This window comes from Johnsonella ignava ATCC 51276, from assembly GCF_000235445.1.
GTDB classification, from domain to species: domain Bacteria; phylum Bacillota; class Clostridia; order Lachnospirales; family Lachnospiraceae; genus Johnsonella; species Johnsonella ignava.
On the sequence record NZ_JH378836.1, the window covers coordinates 64,887 to 85,691 of the forward strand.

11 protein-coding genes are annotated in these 20,805 nt (G+C 36.1%); all 11 read right to left on the reverse strand.

What is annotated here, in order from left to right; translation table 11 throughout:
• A complete protein-coding gene (gene rsxC / locus HMPREF9333_RS09570) occupies positions 1 to 1,431 on the reverse strand; it encodes an electron transport complex subunit RsxC (RefSeq protein ID WP_005541654.1) in 1,431 nt (476 codons plus the stop codon).
• Positions 1,432 to 1,750: 319 nt separating this feature from the next.
• On the reverse strand, positions 1,751 to 2,719 hold the full coding sequence (locus HMPREF9333_RS09575; protein WP_005541655.1) for a DMT family transporter: 969 nt from the start codon (positions 2,717 to 2,719) through the stop codon (positions 1,751 to 1,753).
• A gap of 152 nt (positions 2,720 to 2,871) precedes the next feature.
• Positions 2,872 to 3,618 (reverse strand): 2,3-diphosphoglycerate-dependent phosphoglycerate mutase, encoded by a 747-nt coding sequence (gpmA, locus tag HMPREF9333_RS09580; protein WP_040882846.1) that lies wholly within the window; start codon positions 3,616 to 3,618, stop codon positions 2,872 to 2,874.
• Between the two features lie 220 nt (positions 3,619 to 3,838).
• Positions 3,839 to 4,681, reverse strand: coding sequence for a 3-hydroxybutyryl-CoA dehydrogenase (locus tag HMPREF9333_RS09585; RefSeq protein WP_005541657.1), 843 nt, complete (start codon positions 4,679 to 4,681; stop codon positions 3,839 to 3,841).
• Between the two features lie 19 nt (positions 4,682 to 4,700).
• The gene (locus tag HMPREF9333_RS09590) at positions 4,701 to 5,480 is read right to left on the reverse strand and encodes an enoyl-CoA hydratase-related protein (RefSeq protein WP_005541658.1); all 780 of its coding nucleotides are present in this window, start codon (positions 5,478 to 5,480) and stop codon (positions 4,701 to 4,703) included.
• A 116-nt stretch (positions 5,481 to 5,596) separates the two neighbouring features.
• On the reverse strand, positions 5,597 to 6,775 hold the full coding sequence (locus HMPREF9333_RS09595; protein ID WP_005541659.1) for an acetyl-CoA C-acetyltransferase: 1,179 nt from the start codon (positions 6,773 to 6,775) through the stop codon (positions 5,597 to 5,599).
• A gap of 157 nt (positions 6,776 to 6,932) precedes the next feature.
• Positions 6,933 to 7,985 carry a hypothetical protein gene (locus tag HMPREF9333_RS09600; RefSeq protein WP_005541660.1) on the reverse strand — a complete coding sequence of 351 codons (1,053 nt, stop codon included), beginning with the start codon at positions 7,983 to 7,985 and terminating at the stop codon, positions 6,933 to 6,935.
• Positions 7,978 to 8,955, reverse strand: a complete 978-nt coding sequence (locus HMPREF9333_RS09605; RefSeq protein ID WP_005541661.1) for a hypothetical protein — start codon at positions 8,953 to 8,955, stop codon at positions 7,978 to 7,980. Before HMPREF9333_RS09605 ends, HMPREF9333_RS09600 begins: the two co-directional genes overlap by 8 nt.
• Positions 8,956 to 9,157: 202 nt before the next feature.
• Positions 9,158 to 9,358 carry a hypothetical protein gene (locus HMPREF9333_RS13100; RefSeq protein ID WP_040882812.1) on the reverse strand — a complete coding sequence of 67 codons (201 nt, stop codon included), beginning with the start codon at positions 9,356 to 9,358 and terminating at the stop codon, positions 9,158 to 9,160.
• A gap of 318 nt (positions 9,359 to 9,676) precedes the next feature.
• Positions 9,677 to 12,922, reverse strand: a complete 3,246-nt coding sequence (locus tag HMPREF9333_RS09615) for an FMN-binding protein (RefSeq protein ID WP_005541662.1) — start codon at positions 12,920 to 12,922, stop codon at positions 9,677 to 9,679.
• A gap of 357 nt (positions 12,923 to 13,279) precedes the next feature.
• On the reverse strand, positions 13,280 to 20,095 hold the full coding sequence (locus HMPREF9333_RS12345) for an FMN-binding protein (protein ID WP_242822335.1): 6,816 nt from the start codon (positions 20,093 to 20,095) through the stop codon (positions 13,280 to 13,282).
• Between the last annotated feature and the right edge of the window lie 710 nt (positions 20,096 to 20,805).

Here is a 20,805-nt window from a genome sequence, read left to right on the forward strand (position 1 = left end):
CTATCTTACCTCCGCCATTTCTTTTTTAATCTCAGAAGCCTTTGTTTCTTCACTTTTTTTCTTTTCAGCCGCTGCCAAAGCTTCTTCCTGTTTTTTCTTTTCCTGTGCCGCTTTCTCTCTCTTTAGGGCATTTACTCTTTGCTTCATCTGTTTAAAACCCTGTGTAAGCGGACGTTTTGCCGGACATACATATGAACATGAACCGCATTCTATACATTCCATGCCGTTTAGTTTTTCATACCTGTCGGCTTCATCCTTCAGTGCCGCTTCCATCATAAGCTGAGGCACTATAAAGCTTGGGCATACCGATACGCATCTTCCGCATCTGATACATGGCGTTTCAGGATTTTCAGATACCGCATCATGGGTAAGGCATGTCAATGCCGAGCTTGTCTTTGCCACAGGTATTGATGTATTAAAAAGTGCCTGTCCCATCATAGGACCTCCTGAAAGGATTTTTTTAGGTTCTGATTTAAAACCTCCTGCCGCCTCTATTAATTCATTATAATTTGTTCCTATACGCACATTAAAATTCTGAGGAGTATTTACAGCATCTCCTGTTACTGTGATAATACGCCTTATAAGAGGTGTACTTTTGGCAACTGCCATATAGATTGATATAACCGTATCAACATTATCAACCACGCAGCCTACATCTGCCGGAAGCATTGATACATTCAGTTCACGGTCAGTAACCGCCTTTATAAGTGAACGTTCTCCGCCCTGAGGATACTTTGTTTTAAGCTCACATACCTCTATATTATCTTCGTCTTTTACAAGTTCCCTAAGCTTTTCAATCGCCTTGGGCTTGTTATTTTCTATACCTATACGTCCCTTTGCATTCTCAAAAAGCCTGAGAATTATTTTAAGACCTCCAACTATCTTTTCAGGCTCTTCAAGCATCATTCTATAATCACTTGTAAGATACGGCTCACACTCCGCTCCATTCACTATAACATAGTCTATTTTACTGTCATCCTTAGGTGTCAGTTTTACATGAGTAGGAAATCCTGCACCGCCAAGTCCTACGATACCTGCATCTTTTATGAATTTTCTGATCTCTTCCTTTGAAAGACTGTCAATATCCCTTTCTTTACCAAACTCCTCGGTGGTATTGTACTGATTGTCATTCTCTATAATGATTGATTCAGCTACACTTCCGTTTGCCATAAGTCTGGGTTCTATCTTTTTTACTTTTCCGGATACTGAACTGATTATATCCGAAGATATAAAACCTCCCGCTTCGGCTATTTTTTGACCTGTTAAAACTTCATCTCCGACTTTCACCACAGGCTTTGCCGGTGCCCCTATATGCTGTACACAGGGATAAACCATCTCTCCCTGCGGCAGCAGGGTCTTAACAGGCTGATCCATTGAAAGCTCCTTGCCTTCGTAGGGATGTATGCCACCTTTAAATGTCACAAGTCCCATTGATTCCCCTTCTTTCCTAAAAAATATTTCAATATTTTATCAAATAGACAATATACTGAATGCAGAATTTATATTGTAAAACAAATACCTCATAATGATAATTTATACTAAAATACCCGTATACAACACTTGAGCATACATTATATACATTATTGGAATTCTCAGGCTAAAAAGCAATTTAATTCCTAGTAATTTAGTCATATTTTTTTTATCTTAATGAAGTCTTAAAAATTCTATATCCAGATTATAGCATAAATGTTTTAAATTATCCAATATTTTTGGGGGATTTTTATGTATTTTTTATTATACTCTACGTTATTTATTTATCACTATATTGTGCTATTATTATAGCCGCAAATACAAACACACAGCCTAGAATTTCTTTTACAATCATCCTTTCCGAAAGTATAACAGCCCCGCCGAGCAGTGCAAATACCGCCTCAAAGCTCATTATCATAGAAGCTGCTGCCGCCTTTACATACCTTTGCCCTACTATCTGACAGGTATATGCCGCCCCTCCGCTGAAAATTCCAAGAAAAGCTATTTCCTTCCATACAGTACATGTGCTTGAAAATGAAGGATTCTCAAATATAAACATACATGGAATCGAAAGTATGCCTGCAGTTATAAACTCTATTATTGAAAAAAGCAATGCATCAGAATTATTTGAAAATCTTTCAACTGAAAGAATCTGCATTGAGAAAGCTATTGAAGATAAAAATATATAAAAATCTCCTTTTCCTAAACTCAGGCTTTCTTTAATGCATAACAGATACATGCCTACAAGCGACACTGCAGTAGCTACCCATATATTCACACCGTTTTTCTTACCGCAAAAAAAACCTATAACCGGTATTATAACTATATAAAGTGCCGTTATAAAACCCGCCTTGCCGGCGGTTGTAAACTGCATGCCGTATTGCTGCATACTGCCTGCAATAAAAAGAAAGAGCCCTCCAAGGACTCCTCCTTTTATACTGTTTTTATTTATCTGTTTTAAATCAGGTTTTAAAACTTTAGAATCAAACTCATTTATTTCTGTGATATTTGAACCGCCTTTTTTAAATTCCGCATTTCCTGATTTGTATGATATATACCTTAAGATATTTCTTACCGGCAGCAGCACGACTCCTGCAAGACAGAACCTTGCAGCATTAAATGTAAACGGCTCTATATATTTCATTGCCGCACTCTGAGGTACAAATGCTATACCCCATATAAATGCAGTTAAAAAAAGCATTACAGTCCCGGCTATTTTAGTCCTTGCTTTTACTCTACTTATATCCACTTTTAATTTTCCCTTTTATGTTTTTATGATTTATAGCTAAATATCTGCATAAAAAATTATTGTAAATATTTTATTAAATTAATTAATAATATACGGTATATAATACACAATCAAATACAGACCTTTTGTTTCTACTTAAAACTTTAGACTATTTATTTTGCTTTCCCCTGTGCAGCCACAGCTTTCATCTTCGCCTCTATCTCTTCCTGATTACCAAGATATCTCTTGCCCTGTGCTTTACCGTCATCAGTCAATGTATATACAAGAGGGATTCCGGTTGGAACATTAACCTCTATTATCTCCTTTTCACTAAGACCGTCAAGATACATAATAAGAGCTCTTAGCGAGTTTCCATGGGCTGCAATAAGTACACGCCTGCCTTTAAGTATCTCCGGAAGTATAACATTTTCATAATACGGGATTACTCTTGCTATTGTATCTTTAAGGCTTTCTGTAAGAGGAAGTACCGATCTGTCTTCACCTCTGTACTGCTCTTGAAGAGCAGGATTTCTATCATCATTTTCTTCAAGTGCCGGAGGCTGTATATCAAATGAACGTCTCCAAATCTTAACCTGATCCTCTCCATATTTTTGAGAAGTCTCCGATTTATTAAGCCCCTGAAGTGCACCGTAATGGCGTTCATTTAATTTCCAACTTTTTACGACAGGAAGCCATTCTCTATCCATTTCGAAAAGTACATTATTTAATGTATGTATGGCACGTTTAAGATACGATGTATAACATATATCAAAATCAAAACCATCTTTTTTTAACTGTATACCCCCGTTTTTTGCCTCTTTAACGCCTTTTTCACTTAAATCAACATCTGTCCAGCCTGTAAAACGGTTTGCAAGATTCCATTCACTTTCTCCATGACGTATTAATACCAAGTTTTTCATAACTTTCTCCTGTCTCTTTACTTTAGGCTTTTTATATAACATATAAACCGCCCGCTAGTATTTTGTCATATTGTTGTGTTTTAGTCAAGAATAAAAAGAGGTGGTGAACCAGAAATTACAAGCTCACCACCCAAAGTTAGAGCAAAATCCAACTTTTAAGGATCAGTCCATTAAGCATTCTGAAACACCACCTCTTTATAAAATATCTTATTCGGATATATTATTTGGAATAATCGTAGAAGCCTTTACCGCTCTTTCTTCCAAGTAAGCCTGCACGCACCATTTTTCTCATCAACGGATGCGGGCGATATTTAGGATCGCCAAATTCGTTGTAAAGAACTTCCATAATCGCAAGACATACATCCAAACCGACTAAATCACCAAGAGCCAAAGGTCCCATAGGATGATTTGCACCTAACTTCATTGCCGCATCAATATCTTCTACAGATGCCAGACCATCAGCAAGAATACCTACACCTTCATTAATCATAGGAATTAATATACGATTTACTACAAAGCCCGGACCCTCCTCTACACGAACCGGAGTTTTTCCGATTTCTTCCGAAAGTGCAATAATTTTTTCGGTAACAGCTTCATCGGTTAATTTTCCATTGATAACTTCAACTAATTTCATCATTGGAACCGGATTGAAGAAATGCATTCCGATAACTTTTGCCGGACGCTTTGTAGCAGCTCCGATTTCTGTAATAGACAGAGAGGATGTGTTACTTGCAAGAATAGTTTTTTCATCGCAAACTTCATCCAATTCTTTAAAGATTGCTTTTTTAACCGTAGCATTTTCAGTGGCAGCTTCGATAACAAGATCACAGTCTTTAATATCCTGAATATCGCTTGAAACCTTAATATTAGCTAAAACAACTTCTTTTTCAGCGGCTTCCATCTTTCCCTTTTCAACGCTTTTGGTAAGCATTTTGTCAATACCCTTTACTGCTTTTTCCAATGCTTCCGGCAAAATATCACGAAGAATAACTTTATGTTTTGCTGCCAATACCTGTGCAATACCTGCACCCATAACGCCTGAACCTATTACTGCAATTTTCATTTAATTCCCTCCTTATAGACTAACAGCTCTTAAAATTAGCTTTTCTCTTTTCAAGGAATGCCTGCATCCCTTCTTTTTGATCTTCCGTAGCGAAACACAGACCGAAGACATGTTCTTCAATGGTCATACCTGAATCAATATCTGTTTGTATACCGGTATTAATCGCCTGCTTTGCATACTGAACTGCAAGTTTTGCATTTTTTTGAATGGTTTTTGCCATTGCAACTGCTTTATCCATTAATTCTTCCGGTTCTGCCAACTCATCAACCAGACCTATACGATAAGCTTCCTGTGCCGGAATAATTTCAGCTGTATAAATAAGCTGTTTTGCTTTTCCCATTCCTACAAGACGTGCAAGACGCTGCGTACCACCAAATCCCGGTGTGATTCCAAGACCGACTTCAGGTTGTCCGAATTTTGCTTTTGTAGAAGCAATACGAATATCGCAAGACATTGAAATTTCGCATCCGCCACCCAATGCAAATCCGTTTACCGCAGCAATAACCGGCTGTCTTAAGGTTTCAATGATACGGAATGTTTTCATTCCAACCTGCCCCCACATAGCTCCCTGTGCCGCATTTAATGGTGCCATTTCACTAATATCCGCCCCGGCGACAAAAGATCTCCCTGCTCCGGTGAGTATAACAACATCAACGGACTGATCTTTGTTTATTGTAGTAAACGCATCCGCCAGTTCTGACATTAAAGTTGCGTTTAAAGCATTTAAGCTTTTCTCATTATTAATAGTTACAGTAACAATACCCTCATTGTTTTCGACAAGTAATAATTTATAATTCATACTGTTTCACTCCCTGATTGTTTTATTCACGAATATTTTATTGAACTTTTTTATTTGCACTTGAAGTTTAAACAAGTTTTACAAGTCCGTAAAAAATAACAGGACTTATCATATCCTTATCTTTCTACAATTACAGCAGTACCCATACCGCCACCAATACAAAGAGTTGCCAGACCTCTTTTTGCGCTGCGTTTCTTCATTTCATATAATAAAGTCGTCAAAATTCTCGCTCCGCTGGCTCCAATAGGATGTCCTAAAGCAATAGCTCCGCCATTTACATTTACTTTATCGAAATCGTAGCCCAATTCATTTTTAACTGCATAAGCCTGAGAAGCAAAAGCTTCATTTGCTTCTATTAAATCGATATCATCAATAGTCAAACCAATCTTTTCCATCGCTTTTTTAGATGCAGGAATCGGACCTGTTCCCATAATCTTAGGATCTACGCCTGCAGATGCATAACTTATAATAGTTGCTAAAGGTTCTATGCCAAGTTCTTTTGCTTTTTCTTCAGACATAACTACGATACAGGCTGCCCCGTCGTTTATACCGGAGGCATTGCCTGCCGTAACCGTACCGTCTTTTTTGAAAGCCGGACGAAGTTTTGCAGCAGTTTCCACAGTTTGTCCATAACGGATATATTCATCTTTATCTATAACTGTTACATTTCCCTTACGATCTTTAATTTCAACAGGTACGATTTCATCATCAAAACGACCTTCCTTTTGTGCTTTTTCAGCTCTGTTTTGACTTGTTACCGCCAATTCATCCTGCATCTCTCTTGTGATTCCAAACTGCTCACTTACATTTTCAGCAGTAATTCCCATATGATACTTATTAAATGCATCAGATAAGCCTTCACTAATCATATGGTCTACGACAGTACCGTCTCCCATACGGGCTCCCCAACGATTTGACGGCAATAAATATGGTGCATTAGACATAGATTCAGTTCCGCCTGCAAGAATAATATCAGCATCACCGAGTAGAATAATTTGAGCTGCCAAAGATACTGTACGAAGCCCGGAACCGCAAACTTTGTTTACTGTCAAAGCCGGAACGGTTTCAGGGCAACCTGCTCCAATTGAAATCTGACGAGCAATATTTTGCCCTTGACCTGCTTGTAAAACGTTTCCCAGAAGCACTTCATCAACCATATCAGGAGTAACTTTTGCACGCTTCATTGCCTCTTTCGCTGCAATAACTCCTAAATCAACAGATGTTAAAGTCTTAAACGCTCCACCAAAACTTCCCACCGGGGTACGAACTGCGCTTGCAATAACAACCTTTCTCATGTACAAACCTCCTTAAATTATTAATAATTTAGCTGTTTAAATGAATATAGCTATCAGCGAGTTAATTATATCACAATTTGAATTTTCATGCAAACAATATTTGACTTGATGATGAGCGGTCAGTTTGCTATATACACCAAACCACAGGTGTAAAATATTATTTCGCACGTTGAATATACCAAAAATATATAATTCTGTCATCCATAGGTATTTCCGTTATTTCCGGTTTTGCATTTGGGTTATATTCTTTCAGAAGTTCCTTAATATTTTCATCACCTGTAAAACCGGCTATTTTAGAAATATCTTCACTTTCCATCTTTGACTTATCAAGTGAATATTTCGCATTATTTACCCAGTCTTTCTGATATTTTGACACCTTTGCCGATTTAACACAAAACATCCCGTCAGTATTTACTTTAATATCCGCCTCCACAAGATATCCTTCTATGCCTTCGGGAGCCGACATATAACATAGCCTGTACCCACCTTCATACTCATCTTTTCTTAAAACCAGACTTATATTTTTTAAGCTGTCAGGTGCATATCTTAAATCATAGCATTTTTTTAAAGCCTCTTCTATGCTGTCAAAATATTCATCCCTGTTATGAGCCTTTGAAAAATATTCTTTGGCATCAGATATGATTAAATCATTTTTATCCAGATCGCTGAATAAATAATAATAGAAAATCCCCGAATTTACTATATTGTATTCAATATCATCTTCTTTTAACAGGGAATCGAATTTTTTTTCGGCACTTTCCCCATCTTTAAATGGTAAATAATACATTGAACCAATAGAACATCTATCAGCATTCTTAAATTTATTTGGAAAATTATCCGCTGTTAAAACATATTCAGGATTGATTTTTTTCCCATTCTTCAACTTAACGGCATAACCCTTTGAGTTTATATTATAATCATAATAATGATTTGGCAACGGAATACTAAAATACTTATATTCATATTTTCTTATCTCCCTTAAACTGCAATTATATTTACCAAGCAAAAAGTCGTTAAGCTTATCCATTTCCAAGACCGCCTTTTTATCTTCCGTTATTATGCACAATAGTATTTTTTTTACATTGAATATGGTAAAAAGAACAGATGTAGTTAATGCAAATATACAAAGACATGTATATAATAGCTTTAATACAAAAAGAAATGTTTTATTTTCATTTTTTACCGAATTTTCATTTTCTATCCTATTCATAGCCGGTCTCCACTGTAATTACATCAAGCAAATCAACATCTTTATCAATAACGAGATTATTATAGCACCAAAAATACAAATCTTCTTCATTATAGCTCACCTTTTCTATGCTGTCAGGAGATTTCCCGTTGATTTTCAGCCTGAAAATCAGTTCTTTATCTGTTATACCACAGTAAAAACCGCTATTTCCGCCGCCTGCCTTTATTTTATCCTTTATATATTTTATAAATTCATCTTCCTGCCTTTCATATAAAACAAGCACACGCTTAGCCTCTGTTACAAAATACTGATTAATCAATGTTATATCGGCAAAATATCCCGGAAATCTTAATTCATACTCAACCAGTATCAAATCCTGTTTTCTGTCCTCTTTTTCCGTTACTACGGCATCACAAATCGGATGCCTTGTTACGCTGGAGTCTGAATATGTACTTGTATATAAGTCAATGTCTGTCTTTATATTGCCTTTATATCCCGGAATCAAACTCATGCCGGGATCATTTAAAAGAGCGGCATCCTCTGTACTATAACCCGCAACGGGTATTATACTATAATCAAGCTCTTTAATTTTGCCCATTTCCTTAAACCAGTTACATGTGATCTGCAACATTTCTTTTATATCTTCATCATTCCCCCTATATTCAAAATATCCATACTCTATTCCGGGTATATCATAAATACCTTCAAAAAACGGAATACATAAAGCATCGTGATGGTACAGAACTTTCTCACCATTCATTGCGTACACTTCACAATTCCATCCCGGAGTAAGTTCGTAGCAACTACCCTGTAAAAATGGAAAACCCAACTTATTTTCTGAAAATGATATTTTAAAATTTGTCTGCAGAAAATGTTTAACTTCTATCCTGTGTTCATTGCTGTAAAGTATTAAATTAATAAAATTCAATACAACGGCAATAAAAGTCATCATTAATATACATTTTTCAAGTTTTCTTCCGAAAGATGTCATTTTTAAAACCTCATTGTAAAATTTTTTTATATTTAATGTTGTTAAAAATCTTTAAGTCTATGAAAAGTAGTGAGAGAGAAGTTTTTAAAGTCAATAAATTAGCATTCTATTTTTACGTTCATATCTCTTAAAACAATCACTGCCTGCGAAGATTCCGTTGTAATCTTTCCCTGTGATTCTTTCAAAGAATCCGACATGATGATTACCATCTCATCTGACGGATTATCCGCAAGGAAGCAGGGTATAAAAAAACAGCACTATTAAATGCCATTAAAAATGACATAAAAAGTGCTGTGATTCTCTTTAAAAAAACAAAGTTTGACCTGTGTCTCCTGCACAAATGACTATCTTTGTCCTTCAATAAATTAATTAAAATAGCTTCTTTACTCATTTTTTTCATCATGTATTCCCTCCTCTATTAACATGACATACATCCGGTTTATTTTAATACCGGTTGAAATTAACTGACTGTAATATTAAGTGCTATAAAATTATTTAAAAATTACCGGTCGGATATATAGACTTATCTAAACATGTGTCAATATACGGATATCCGACCGTTTTGGTAACTTATAAACCTGCCAACTTATATCCTTAATATTTTCTTAAGAATACCATAATTTTTTTACACTGTCAATAATACTTTCAATAAAACTTAACGGTATATGAACCGTTTATGATAATATCTCATTAAACTATAAACAACAATGCCCAAATCGGATTAATTAAAGCCGGCATCTCTGAGTGCATCATAAGCGGCAATTCTTATGGCATCCGATGACAGTGTTGCACCGCTTACACTGTCAACACTAAACAACTCAGATCTTTTTTTGCCTGCAAGTCTTTTAAACATAGCTTTCGATTGATTGTAAAATTGTGCATTTGCGGGAAGACCGGTATCCGTGCCGTTGTCTTCGATTTTTATAATCTTTCCCGTGTCTACATTGTAAGTGATTTTAATTTTAACTGTATAAGCCCACTGATTTACAACTGATTCTCCCTCTATAATCCTGTGTTTTGACGGATCTTCTTCTTCGCCCGGGTTCTTGCCGTGGTCATTATCATCTTCTTCTCCTTTTTCACCGCCTACCGCAATCCTCACAGCCTCTCTTATTGCTTTTGAGGTTAATGTCGCACCGCTTACAACATCAACTTTGTAAATATCATTCTTTCCCTTTCCTTTATATTTTGAAAGCATACCTATACTTGCCCTTACCCAATACATGGAATTACTTCCTGAATTTGTATTATTATCTTCAACCTTTAATATTACATCTTCTTTCTGGTTATAGGTAACTTTAAGTCTTACATTATAGCCGAATCCTTCAACTGCAGCTTCACTTTCAATGATCTTTACCGATTGTTCGGGCAGCTCCTCATTTCCTTCAATAAAATCAAAATCAAGTGAATACGATGTATAGCCGCTCGTACTGTTAACATCTGAAAAAACTATCCTGTATTTTCCGGGCATTGTATTTTCGGTATCATTAACGGTAAGCACATTATCGGAGTATGTATAGTCATTTCCTTCAATAAGCTGCTTTTCATCATCTTTATCAAGCAGATACAAAGCTTTAAGCCTTACTCCGGTATACGGAAGCTGTGAAGTATCAAACCTCGCCTTAGCTCCCTTTGTCTTTATAAAACTGCTTTTTTCAGTAATTACGGCTTTATGCTTTGAGGAAAGAGGTTTTAAAATATATATATCGGGGTTATTTATAATAAATTTCTTATGATCGCTCAGCAGATAGATTATACTTGTAATTTTCTTACCTTTTAAATTTGTGTAACGTCTGAATGTTCTATCATTTGTACCATCACGTTTTTCCGTTGAAAAAGCAAGTCTGCCGTTTTCCGTCCATATATTATCAATAAATTCAAGACCTGAGGATTTATAATCGCCCTCCCCCGTTTTTAAAATTATTCCTAAAACATTCTCAGTCGTATCTATACCTTCAGGCAGATTTTCTATATTGATTTCATATTGCCCGTATTTGCTGCGGTCATTAATTGACACTTTTATTTTATTTTTTGAAGCATCTATATCAGGTGCCGATTCACTGAACTTAAGTTCAGAAAGACTGCTATCCCAATACAGGGTTTTATATACATAAGGTTTAACTGAGGTAACAGCTCTTTTAACACCCGTCTTTTTATCATATGCCGACATACTGTTTATAATTTCTAAAAAATTACTTTTATCATATACACCGGCTGCACTCAATATCCTGCCTTTTGCATAAAGAAGTCCGTCAACTTCAACATTTGTAATTACGCCTCTTATAATGTAGCCTGAACCGTTTTTTACATATGAAGCATTTTTAAAAGCACCGTAGTTATTTTTTGTAGGTGAAGTTACCGCATCATATCCCTGATTATGCTCAAGGTCCCATACAAATATATTATGCCAATATATATATGGATCATTATCCAAATTGACTCCATGCGGCAATTTATTTTTTATAATTTCACTATAATAAAAATCGGCATATCCGATATCGGCAGTTCCATAAATATTACCTTTAATTTCCTGTGAATCCTCTACATAATAATATGCAGATATTTCATTAGGATTTTTGTAATTTTTAATTGCTTTTACCTTACCGGCAATATCCCTGCCTTTAACTATAAAGCTTTCATCCGGGCTGCCGGAAGTATATTTCCTATAATAATAGGTGTGCGAAACCCCGTCAACTTCTATATCAATTTTTTCCATATTGGTATTTTCATCTTCGGATTTTGAAACCTCAAGATTAAATTCCCCTGAATGTTTCACCCCGTCTTCGGTTATCGAAATTACCACTCTAAATTGCCCTATATCCCCCTCTTTAAATATATATCCGTTTTCAGGTTCTGAAATAAATCCTTTATATATGCAATTTTCCCAGCCCTCTATAACCGTGTCGCCTGATCCGCTCATTATAAGTTTTATTTTAATGCCGCCTAAATCAAGCTTTTCACCTGTTTTATAGACTTTTTTAATATTTGATGAATCAATCTCAAACTTTTCTATTTTATCCGGCTTCGGTTGTGGTTGCGGCTGCGGCTCAGGCTTCGGTTGCGACTCAGGCTTCGGTTGCGGCTTCAGATTCGGTTTTTGTTCCGGTTGTGGCTGAGATTGAGGCTTTTGTTCCTGCTGCGGTTTTGACTCCGGATTTGTTTGGGTTTGCGGATTTTGAGAATTTCCCGGAATTGAATTATTTCTACCATTTCCTGAACCTCCTCCGTTGCCTGATCCGCCATTACTTCCTAAACCTCCGCCTTTTCCCGAACCGCCTGTGCTGCCTGAACCTGATGAACCGGTACCTTTGGACTGTAGTGTTTTTGAGAGACCTGATTTATCCAAATTGCTGCTTTTATCCGAAGTCTGCTTGGTCAGTATACCTTTGCCCTCTATATAATGAATACTGTAACTTAAAGATTTATATGAATTATCATTATAGTCAATCCATCTTCCATCATGATTAGTGTCATATCCGTCAGGTGTTTTTCGTGAAATATACAGTTTTCCGTAGTCATTACCTTTCATTGTTTCAAAATAATAGCAATATCCGTCAATCCATTGCCAGCCGGTAAGCATAGCACCGATACCATGCCCCTGACGTGTATCAAAAAAATACCAGTCCCCATGTAAAGTTCGATACCATCCGGTATGCATACGCCCTTCAATACCCTCAGACTTTTTATCAAAATAATACCTTACACCATTTATATCACTCCATTCTATCATCATAGTACCGTTTAAAGGATCAAGATAATACCAGTTCGGATCCTCAAACATCCAACCTTTAACTAATTTATGTTCTTTATCAAAATATTTCCATACCCCTTCTTTATTTTCCCATATTCCTTTTTCATTTACAGCCGTTTTTGTCTGAGCATATATATTAGATCTCACCGAAACGGTTTTTGCCGCAGCAAGAAATACCGTCATTGCTAAAAATAAAATCTTTTTTCCGTTCTTCACCATTTTCTCCCTAAAATTGTAATCTATTATTTTTAAAGCTGAAATTTATTTCTTATTTTAAAACGGCAGCCTCTCCATCCTTTTTAAGTACTGAACCTGGATATTATACGATCAATATCTCTTTAAATTAAATTATTAAAAAGTTACTTACCGATATAAATATACAAATTAAAATGTAAAACACTACAAAGACCGTTATCATAGCAGCTCTGTAGTGTTTTTACAATTTACTTGTTTTTGTTTACATACATAAGGAAAAAGAGTTTCCCTATATGTTTTTAAAGCCCGATATCTCAGCTATACAGCTTTGATATTCTATCTTTTAATATCCTACGGCTTATATTGCAACTTAAATATTTACTCTTTAGCGGATTCCAATTCTTTTACTTCGTCAACAGTCTGTGTTTTCTTTTCAGAACCTATTTCCGAATCCGATTTTGAACCGTCATCAGTATTGACTTTTTTATCCTCAGATTGTAAACCGCTTTCTGAATTAACCCCTTTATTTTCAGTGTCGGGATTTAATATATTTTTTACAACCGTATTATTTTTAGTGTCTTTTTCCTGTATCACTTTATCTTCAGAGTCTGTCTGCACAGGCACACTATTTTCAGCTGCTTTACCGGTTCCTCTTTCATCTGCGGTATTTTCCGCTTTATCAGAATCGTTTTTATTCTCCGACTTTTTAGGCTGCTTTGATTTATCGATATTTACTTCTATTATAATATTTCCGGCAGTTGGGAATAATCCTCCTGCATTTACATTAAATTCCCATGCCTCTTTATCAACGCTGTAAATACCGTCGGCAAGTTTCTCATCACCTGAGTACAATGCCATATCTATCACATTTTCTCCGATTTTTACACTGTAAACACCGTTTGTTTCCTCAAGCTCTATCTTTTCGGTATTGCCGTCCGCATAGACCGCTACAACATGTGTCGGCAATATAGCCTTGGCTTCAGTATTTAACTGTGCATCCGTATCTTCATACTCCAAATTTATATCGGAAGCATCGATTGCTTTTATCTTGCTTCTTGATAACGCATTTTTAACGGCTTCAATTATAGCTTTTGATGAAATTGTAGCACCGCTTATTGTATCGGCTTTTAAACCATCCAAATCAGCTTTTTTCTTTCCTGTAAATTTAGGCAGCATTTTTAGAGCATCCGTCCAGAATGTATAATTCATACCCGTGGCTTCGGTTCCGTCATCTTCAACACTTACTATCTCACCTGTTTTGGTATTATAAGTTACATTAACCTTTGCAGTATAATTATATCCTTCCACATCCGCCTCGCCTGATAGAGTCTTGGTCTCAGGTTCAGGAGTCGGTCCCTCACCTTTTTTAAGCTCAAACTCGCAAGCTGATGAAACATAAGCATCTTTTTTTGAAGTATCACCGAATATAACAGTATACTTTCCTTCACCGGTTGAAGCAGTAGCCATTATTGAGAGCTTATATGAATCAGAATCAAATGTATAATCGGTATCTTTTACAAGTTCTCTTGCTTCTTCACCGATACCAAATTTTAATGATTTAACTTCATAGCCTCTGTAAGGCAGATTACTGAGGTCAAATGTTACTTCCGCTCCTTTTCCGTCTTCAAATCCTGTCTGTTTAACAATCTTTGCTTCCTGTCCTGAAGAAAGTCTCCTTCCTAAATAAAGATTTATATTCTCTATAACGACCTTTTTATTATCACTTAAGAGATAGGTGAGTTTTGTAATTCTATGTCCTGCAAGAGTCGCAAAACGCCTGTGTGCATTTTCGCTGCCGTAATTCTTTTGAGAAACTGAAAATGCCAACTGCCCAGCATCTGTCCATATATTGTCAAGATGTGATAATCCATATCTTTTTGCAGGATAATCTTGATAATCTGTACAGAATATTACTCCAAGAACATTCCTGGTGGCATCAATTTCAGACGGGAGATTCTTGATATTTATCTGGTAATCTCCATAAGAACTCTGATCTGTTACTGAAATATCAAGAGCTGAAGCATCTACATGAAGCTCCGATGCATTATCACTATATTCAAGAGCCGACAGAGTTCCGTCATAATAAAATTTCTTATATACGGCAGGCTCGGTCGAAGTAACTGTTCTCTTTTCACCCGTTGCATTGTCGATACCTGTCATACTTGTAACCATTGGTATAAACTGATTTCCGTATTTTGCATTCACAGCAGCTAAAATTTTTACTTTTACATAAAGCTGTGCATCAATCTGGACAGGAGTTTTAACACCATTAATCTTATATCCTCCGTTTGATTGTTCAGAATAGCTTGCCGCTCCAAGTTTTCCATAGTTTGCAGATGTAGCTGAACTTACTACATCGTATCCTGCCCATTGCTTATAGCTTCCTATAATACCGTGTTCGATTTCTATATTAGGATCACCTTCACTTGAGCCGGGACCATTGTTACTTGCAAGTTCCGCATGATAGAAATATGCATATGGCAAATCAGCAATACCGTAAAGATTTCCGCTAAGCTTCTGATCATCTTCGACATAATAACGTACCTGTGAATATGAAGGCTGTTTTATCATTTTTGACTGTTCTGTTACATCTTTACCTTTTACAATAAGCTTCTCATTAGGTTCAAGAGGATTATATTTTTTGTAATAGTAAGTATATGTTTTTCCGTCAACTAATAAATCAAGCACATCCATATTGGTTTCATCAGGCTTCTGCGGCTTCGGAAGTGCAAGCTTCACGGCTTCCTTTATAGCATTTGATGAAAGTGTAGCACCGCTTATAACGTCAACCGTATCAACAGTATCAATTGTTTTTCCCGGCATTTTTGCAAACATGGCAACTGCCTTATTCCAAAAGCGTTTATTACCTGTACCGGGAACTGTCGCATTATCCTCAACACTTATTATTTCACCTGTTGAGGCATTGTATTTTACTTTGACCTTTGCCTTATATCTAAATCTTTTTACCTCAGCCTCACCAACTCCTACTTTATACTCTTCATTGCCTTTTTCTTCATATTTAAATTTAAGCCCTATATAGCCCTTTCCAAATTGTGGGCTGTTATAATCGGGAAGATTTATTCCAAGTATATCATCACTCTTTACTAATGTTGCATTAAGGCTTTCATTCTTTTCATTATATACCTTAACCGTAAATGTATCCTTATTCCAATTACCCTTATATGTCTCAGGTATTACAACATCATTTACAATAAGGTGTGCCTTTGAATTTTCAAAATCTGTTTTTGAGATGTTTATATCCGCAAGCTTTGTTCCTTTATCAAAAAGTTCAACCTTTGCAGGAACCTGTGAAATGCTTTCACCGGATTTTACAAATTTAAATCCGAGCATTACATAGCCATCACTGCCGTCAGATGACTTATATTCAGGAAATTTTATCCTGCATATTGTATTTGAACGTTTATCAACTTCAACTTTAAGATGTGCATTATTATCGGCATATGCCCATATATTAAAAGTTGATTCATCCCAATTTTTATACTCTTCCGGAATTTCTACATTGTAAAATGTAAGTTTCCCGTCATTTGCTTCAAAAGCTCCTTCTTCAATTTCTATCTTTTTAATAAGCTTATATAACTTTGTATAGATTTCAATTCTTCTTACAGCCTTCGGATTTGCGGAACCCACCTCGACCTCAAAGCTCTTTGTAACGGTTTTGCCATTAATTTCAAGGCTTATATCTATATTCTTTTTACCTGAATCCTTTGAAGTAAACTTATATCCGTTCTCGGGGTTTGATTTAAACCCTGCCTTTTGTGCATCGCTCCACAGATGGAAATTTTTACCTTTTCCGTCCTGAGTTTCAGCCTTTATTAGAAGCTCACTTATGTCAAGAGATTCACCGACTTTATAGCTTCTCTTAACCTTGTTGTCATCTAATGTAAATCCGGTTATAGGTGAATTTTCCTGCGGCGTTTCCACAGACACCAGATAAGTCTCATATCTCCATGAGGTATATCCGGCACCTACATTTACATCCTTAAGGTTAAATTCCCATTCCTTTGTAAATTCAATATACTGTGCTTCCTTAAGCTTCTCATCCTTGTCATATATATCCATACCCTTTATTTTTGCCGAATTCGGATTTGAAAATTTATAGCGGAAATCATTTTTATTAACTTCTATACTTTTTTCGGTTCCGTCTTCCAAGCGTACTATGATCTTGGTAGGGTATCTGTATATATTTTTCTTCTGAGCCTGTACATTGCTCGGCATGTCTATAAGTGAATCTGCATTTTTAAAGTGCACCAGTACATCACTGCCCACAGGCGGAAGCTTGCTTCCATGTGCAGGATCCGTAGTTATACCGTACTCTCCAAATTTATCATAGCCTATCTTTTTTTCACCTTCATTCTTAAGATGAAGCTTAAGAACTGTCATTGAAAGATCAAGCGTACTGCCTGTTGCCTGCGGATTCGGTCTTGTCTCAAATTCAATATAATCTATTTTTTGCTCTTTATTGTCAGACTTATATTTTTTTGATCTTTCAAGAGCATTGTCAACCGCACTTAAATGTCCTTTTGCAGTTTCAGTGGCTTTACTTACAGCATCATATGCATCACCTTTTTTTTCTGTAAGCTGTTTTGATATACTCTCAGTACTGTCAAGACCTTTAACAAATTTAAGTATATCCTTTCCCCTTTGGAATTCATTTTCGGGGTCATCAGTATATACAACTGATTCCGAATCCTTGATCTTGCCGTTTTCTACAACTACCTTTACTATGTCAGGTCCTTTGCTCTTATAATACCTGCTCCATGTTCCGGTTCCGTACCATGTACCGTCTGCAAGCTTTGATTGCTCGGGCGGTGTCGGTGCATCTTTTATAAACTTGAATGTAATCCACACATAGCTTGTACCGTATTCATTTACATAATCCGGGAACTCTATTTTCAGTATTATTCCACCCTTGTTAACATTCGCTTTTATAGGGTTGCCCGCTTTATTAAATGCCTTTATGGTAAATGTATCTTTATTCCAATTCTTATATTTTTCAGAAATTTCAACATCTCTTAATATAAGCTTGCCCTGACCTTGTTTAAGCTTTTCTGCATCAATGTCTAGCTCTTTAATTTTTGTATTTTTGTCATAAAGTTCTATCTTAGCCGGTGCCTTTACTTCCGAATCCTCCACTTTAACACTGAAGGTTTTTTCAAGATTTGCATTATCCTTATTATAACTTATCTTTATAATCTTATCACCCTTATCGGATTCTGTAAGTTTATAGTTATTTTCAGGAGTTGAAGTAAATCCTGCCTTTTTACATTCTTCCCAACCGTTAAGATGAAGTTTATTTCCGTTTTTAGTAACGGCATCTATTATAAGATTGTCTATATTAAGATTATCACCTATATAGTATGATTGCTTTACGTTTTCGGTAAGAAGCTTAAATGAAGCTATACCTGAATTATCATTTTTTGTATCAATCACTACCGCATAGTCATTAAATCCCCAGATGTCAAACCCGTCATGCGGCACATCTTTAAGACTGAAATTCCAGCGTCCGGTATGGCTGTCATACGCACCGTCGGTAAGCTTTTTGTCATTGTCATAAATTGACATTCCCTTGATATTTCCTTTAGCCTCTATCTTATAGCGCCATTCATTTTTATCAAGATCAATTTTGTAATCGCTTCCGTTTTCGTAATTTACAATTATATGTGTAGGATATTTCTTTGTAAGAATTTTCTGATTTAATACTATTTCAACCGGAATATCTATAACTGAAGCTTCATTTATAAAGCGAACCTTAAGTTTTTTATCCGTCTTTGACAGAGGTGTTCCGTTTTGAGGTTCGGTCTTTATATCATATTTTTCAAAATCATTAAATCCGACTTCTTTGATTTCCCCGTTCTTTAAATGCAGTTTAAGCACGGACTTTGTAAGATCAAGAGTATCCCCCTTTGCAACGGCATCAGGTTTTGTAACAAATTCCATATAGTCTATATTCTGCTCTTTTTTATCCGTTGCAAATTTATTTGATCTTTTAAGTGCATTGTCGACTGCACTTATATGCCCTTTTACCGTTTCAGTAGCACCTGATATTGAATCGTAAAAGCCTTTTCTTGCTTCAATCTGCTTTAAAATATCTACGGTAGAGTCTGAGCCTTTAAGCTTTTCAAGCAATTTGTCCCTGCATTGCATAAAGTGTTTAGGCTCCTTATCGTCAGTATATCTTTCGGACACAGCATTTTCTATCTTTCCGTCCTTTATAACAACTTTTACGATATTCGGGGCATCCTGTATAATATACCTGCTCCATGTAGCAGTTCCGTACCATGTACCGTCTGCAAGTTGTTTCTCAACCTCAGGTTTTTTCGGTTCGTCAGGTTTTTTCGGCTCTGACGGTTTTTGTGGATTATCCGGCTTATTCGGCTCTGATGGTTTTTGCGGATTATCCGGCTTATTCGGCTCCGAAGGCTTTTGCGGATTATTCGGATTATTCGGCTCCGATGGTTTTTGCGGATCCTCCGGTTTATTCGGCTCTGACGGTTTAGGATTACGTCCGCCGCCTCCCGAACCGCCTGAGCCGCCTCTCGAACCTGAACCGCCGCCTGAGCCGCCTGAACGTGTTATAGAAGTATTTGTTTTTCCCTTGTTGTCAGCAGTTTTTTGGGTGGAAAATCCCTTTCCCTGTACATACTGAACCTTTCCCTCATCATCTACCCAACGACCTTCAGAATTTGTCTTAAATCCATCAGGAGTGGTTTTGTCGGCATACATGCTTCCATAATCTTTTCCGGGCTTGGTTTCAAAATAATAGCAATATCCGTCCACCCACTGCCATCCGATAAGCATGCTTCCCTGTGAGGCATCCGAATCTACATTATCGAAAAAATACCATTTACCGTCAGGAGCTTCATACCATGAGGTATGCATCCTGCCTGCAGTTCCCTCCTGAGGCATATCAAAATAGTAATAAATACCATTTATCTTCTGCCATTTTGTAAGCATATTGCCATTTGACGGGTCAAGGTAATACCAGCCTGATGCGGTATTTATCCAACCGGTTTTTAAATTATGCCCCTCATCATAAAATTTCCACTCTCCGTCCTTAAGCTCCCATTTTCCTTTTGTAATATCGCTTGAAGCAGCCTTTGCAGTAAAAGCATGTGAAACTGAAAAGCCTGCTGCCAAAACAGCAAACAAAAATAAAAACTTTTTGCTTGTCATTTTTTTCACTAAAGTACCTCCTGTAATACCATTTAAATTGATTAGTTAGTATTGTCAGTTAATTTTTAGCTGACATAATTAGTTTTAATTGAAAATATTCAATTTTTTCGTTGACTGAAATACAATTACTTTTTCATTTGTAAATACACCATATTATCCTTCCATTTTTCCTCCATTCATTTTAAGTTTATAAGCATTGTAAAGCCGATTATTATGCTTATTAAATTTAAATTCCCTTTGCACCTGCTATATAAAACTTTATATTCATAAATTATGCTATTATTTTAAAATTATGTAATTATTGGTATTTTTTCACTTAATTACTATAAATAAATCGGCATTATGAATACTTGTTCCCTAACCGTTTATTAAACAAAAACTTGTATAAAAACAGGCTGCAGTTTTTATTTTAATACCATCCAATGTCGCACGATATGATATCCATGTAGAGAATATCTGTATAGAAGTATAAAGCCCGGCTTAAACTTAAACCGCTATACATATAAAACAGGATGTATCTAAAAATTATTTTTTAAACGGCAACAAGGTAGATTTTAAACATCACCTTATGCTTTGACCAGCACAAATAGCCGCAAAAAACAATTTGTAAACACACCCTAACTATTAAATAGTTACCCGGTTTTAGTGATAAATACTGACTCTAATAGATATTAAACTTTATCATTATACTTGACTGAATGTCTAAATTA

What these genes read in the sequence shown, in the direction of transcription:
- HMPREF9333_RS09600 (WP_005541660.1), bottom strand. Translation starts at nt 7,985, where the DNA reads ATGAATAGGATAGAAAATGAAAATTCGGTAAAAAATGAAAATAAAACA.
- HMPREF9333_RS09595 (WP_005541659.1), bottom strand. Translation starts at nt 6,775, where the DNA reads ATGAGAAAGGTTGTTATTGCAAGCGCAGTTCGTACCCCGGTGGGAAGT.
- HMPREF9333_RS09590 (WP_005541658.1), bottom strand. Translation starts at nt 5,480, where the DNA reads ATGAATTATAAATTATTACTTGTCGAAAACAATGAGGGTATTGTTACT.
- HMPREF9333_RS12345 (WP_242822335.1), bottom strand. Translation starts at nt 20,095, where the DNA reads ATGACAAGCAAAAAGTTTTTATTTTTGTTTGCTGTTTTGGCAGCAGGC.
- HMPREF9333_RS13100 (WP_040882812.1), bottom strand. Translation starts at nt 9,358, where the DNA reads ATGATGAAAAAAATGAGTAAAGAAGCTATTTTAATTAATTTATTGAAG.
- rsxC (WP_005541654.1), bottom strand. Translation starts at nt 1,431, where the DNA reads ATGGGACTTGTGACATTTAAAGGTGGCATACATCCCTACGAAGGCAAG.
- gpmA (WP_040882846.1), bottom strand. Translation starts at nt 3,618, where the DNA reads ATGAAAAACTTGGTATTAATACGTCATGGAGAAAGTGAATGGAATCTT.
- HMPREF9333_RS09585 (WP_005541657.1), bottom strand. Translation starts at nt 4,681, where the DNA reads ATGAAAATTGCAGTAATAGGTTCAGGCGTTATGGGTGCAGGTATTGCA.
- HMPREF9333_RS09605 (WP_005541661.1), bottom strand. Translation starts at nt 8,955, where the DNA reads ATGACATCTTTCGGAAGAAAACTTGAAAAATGTATATTAATGATGACT.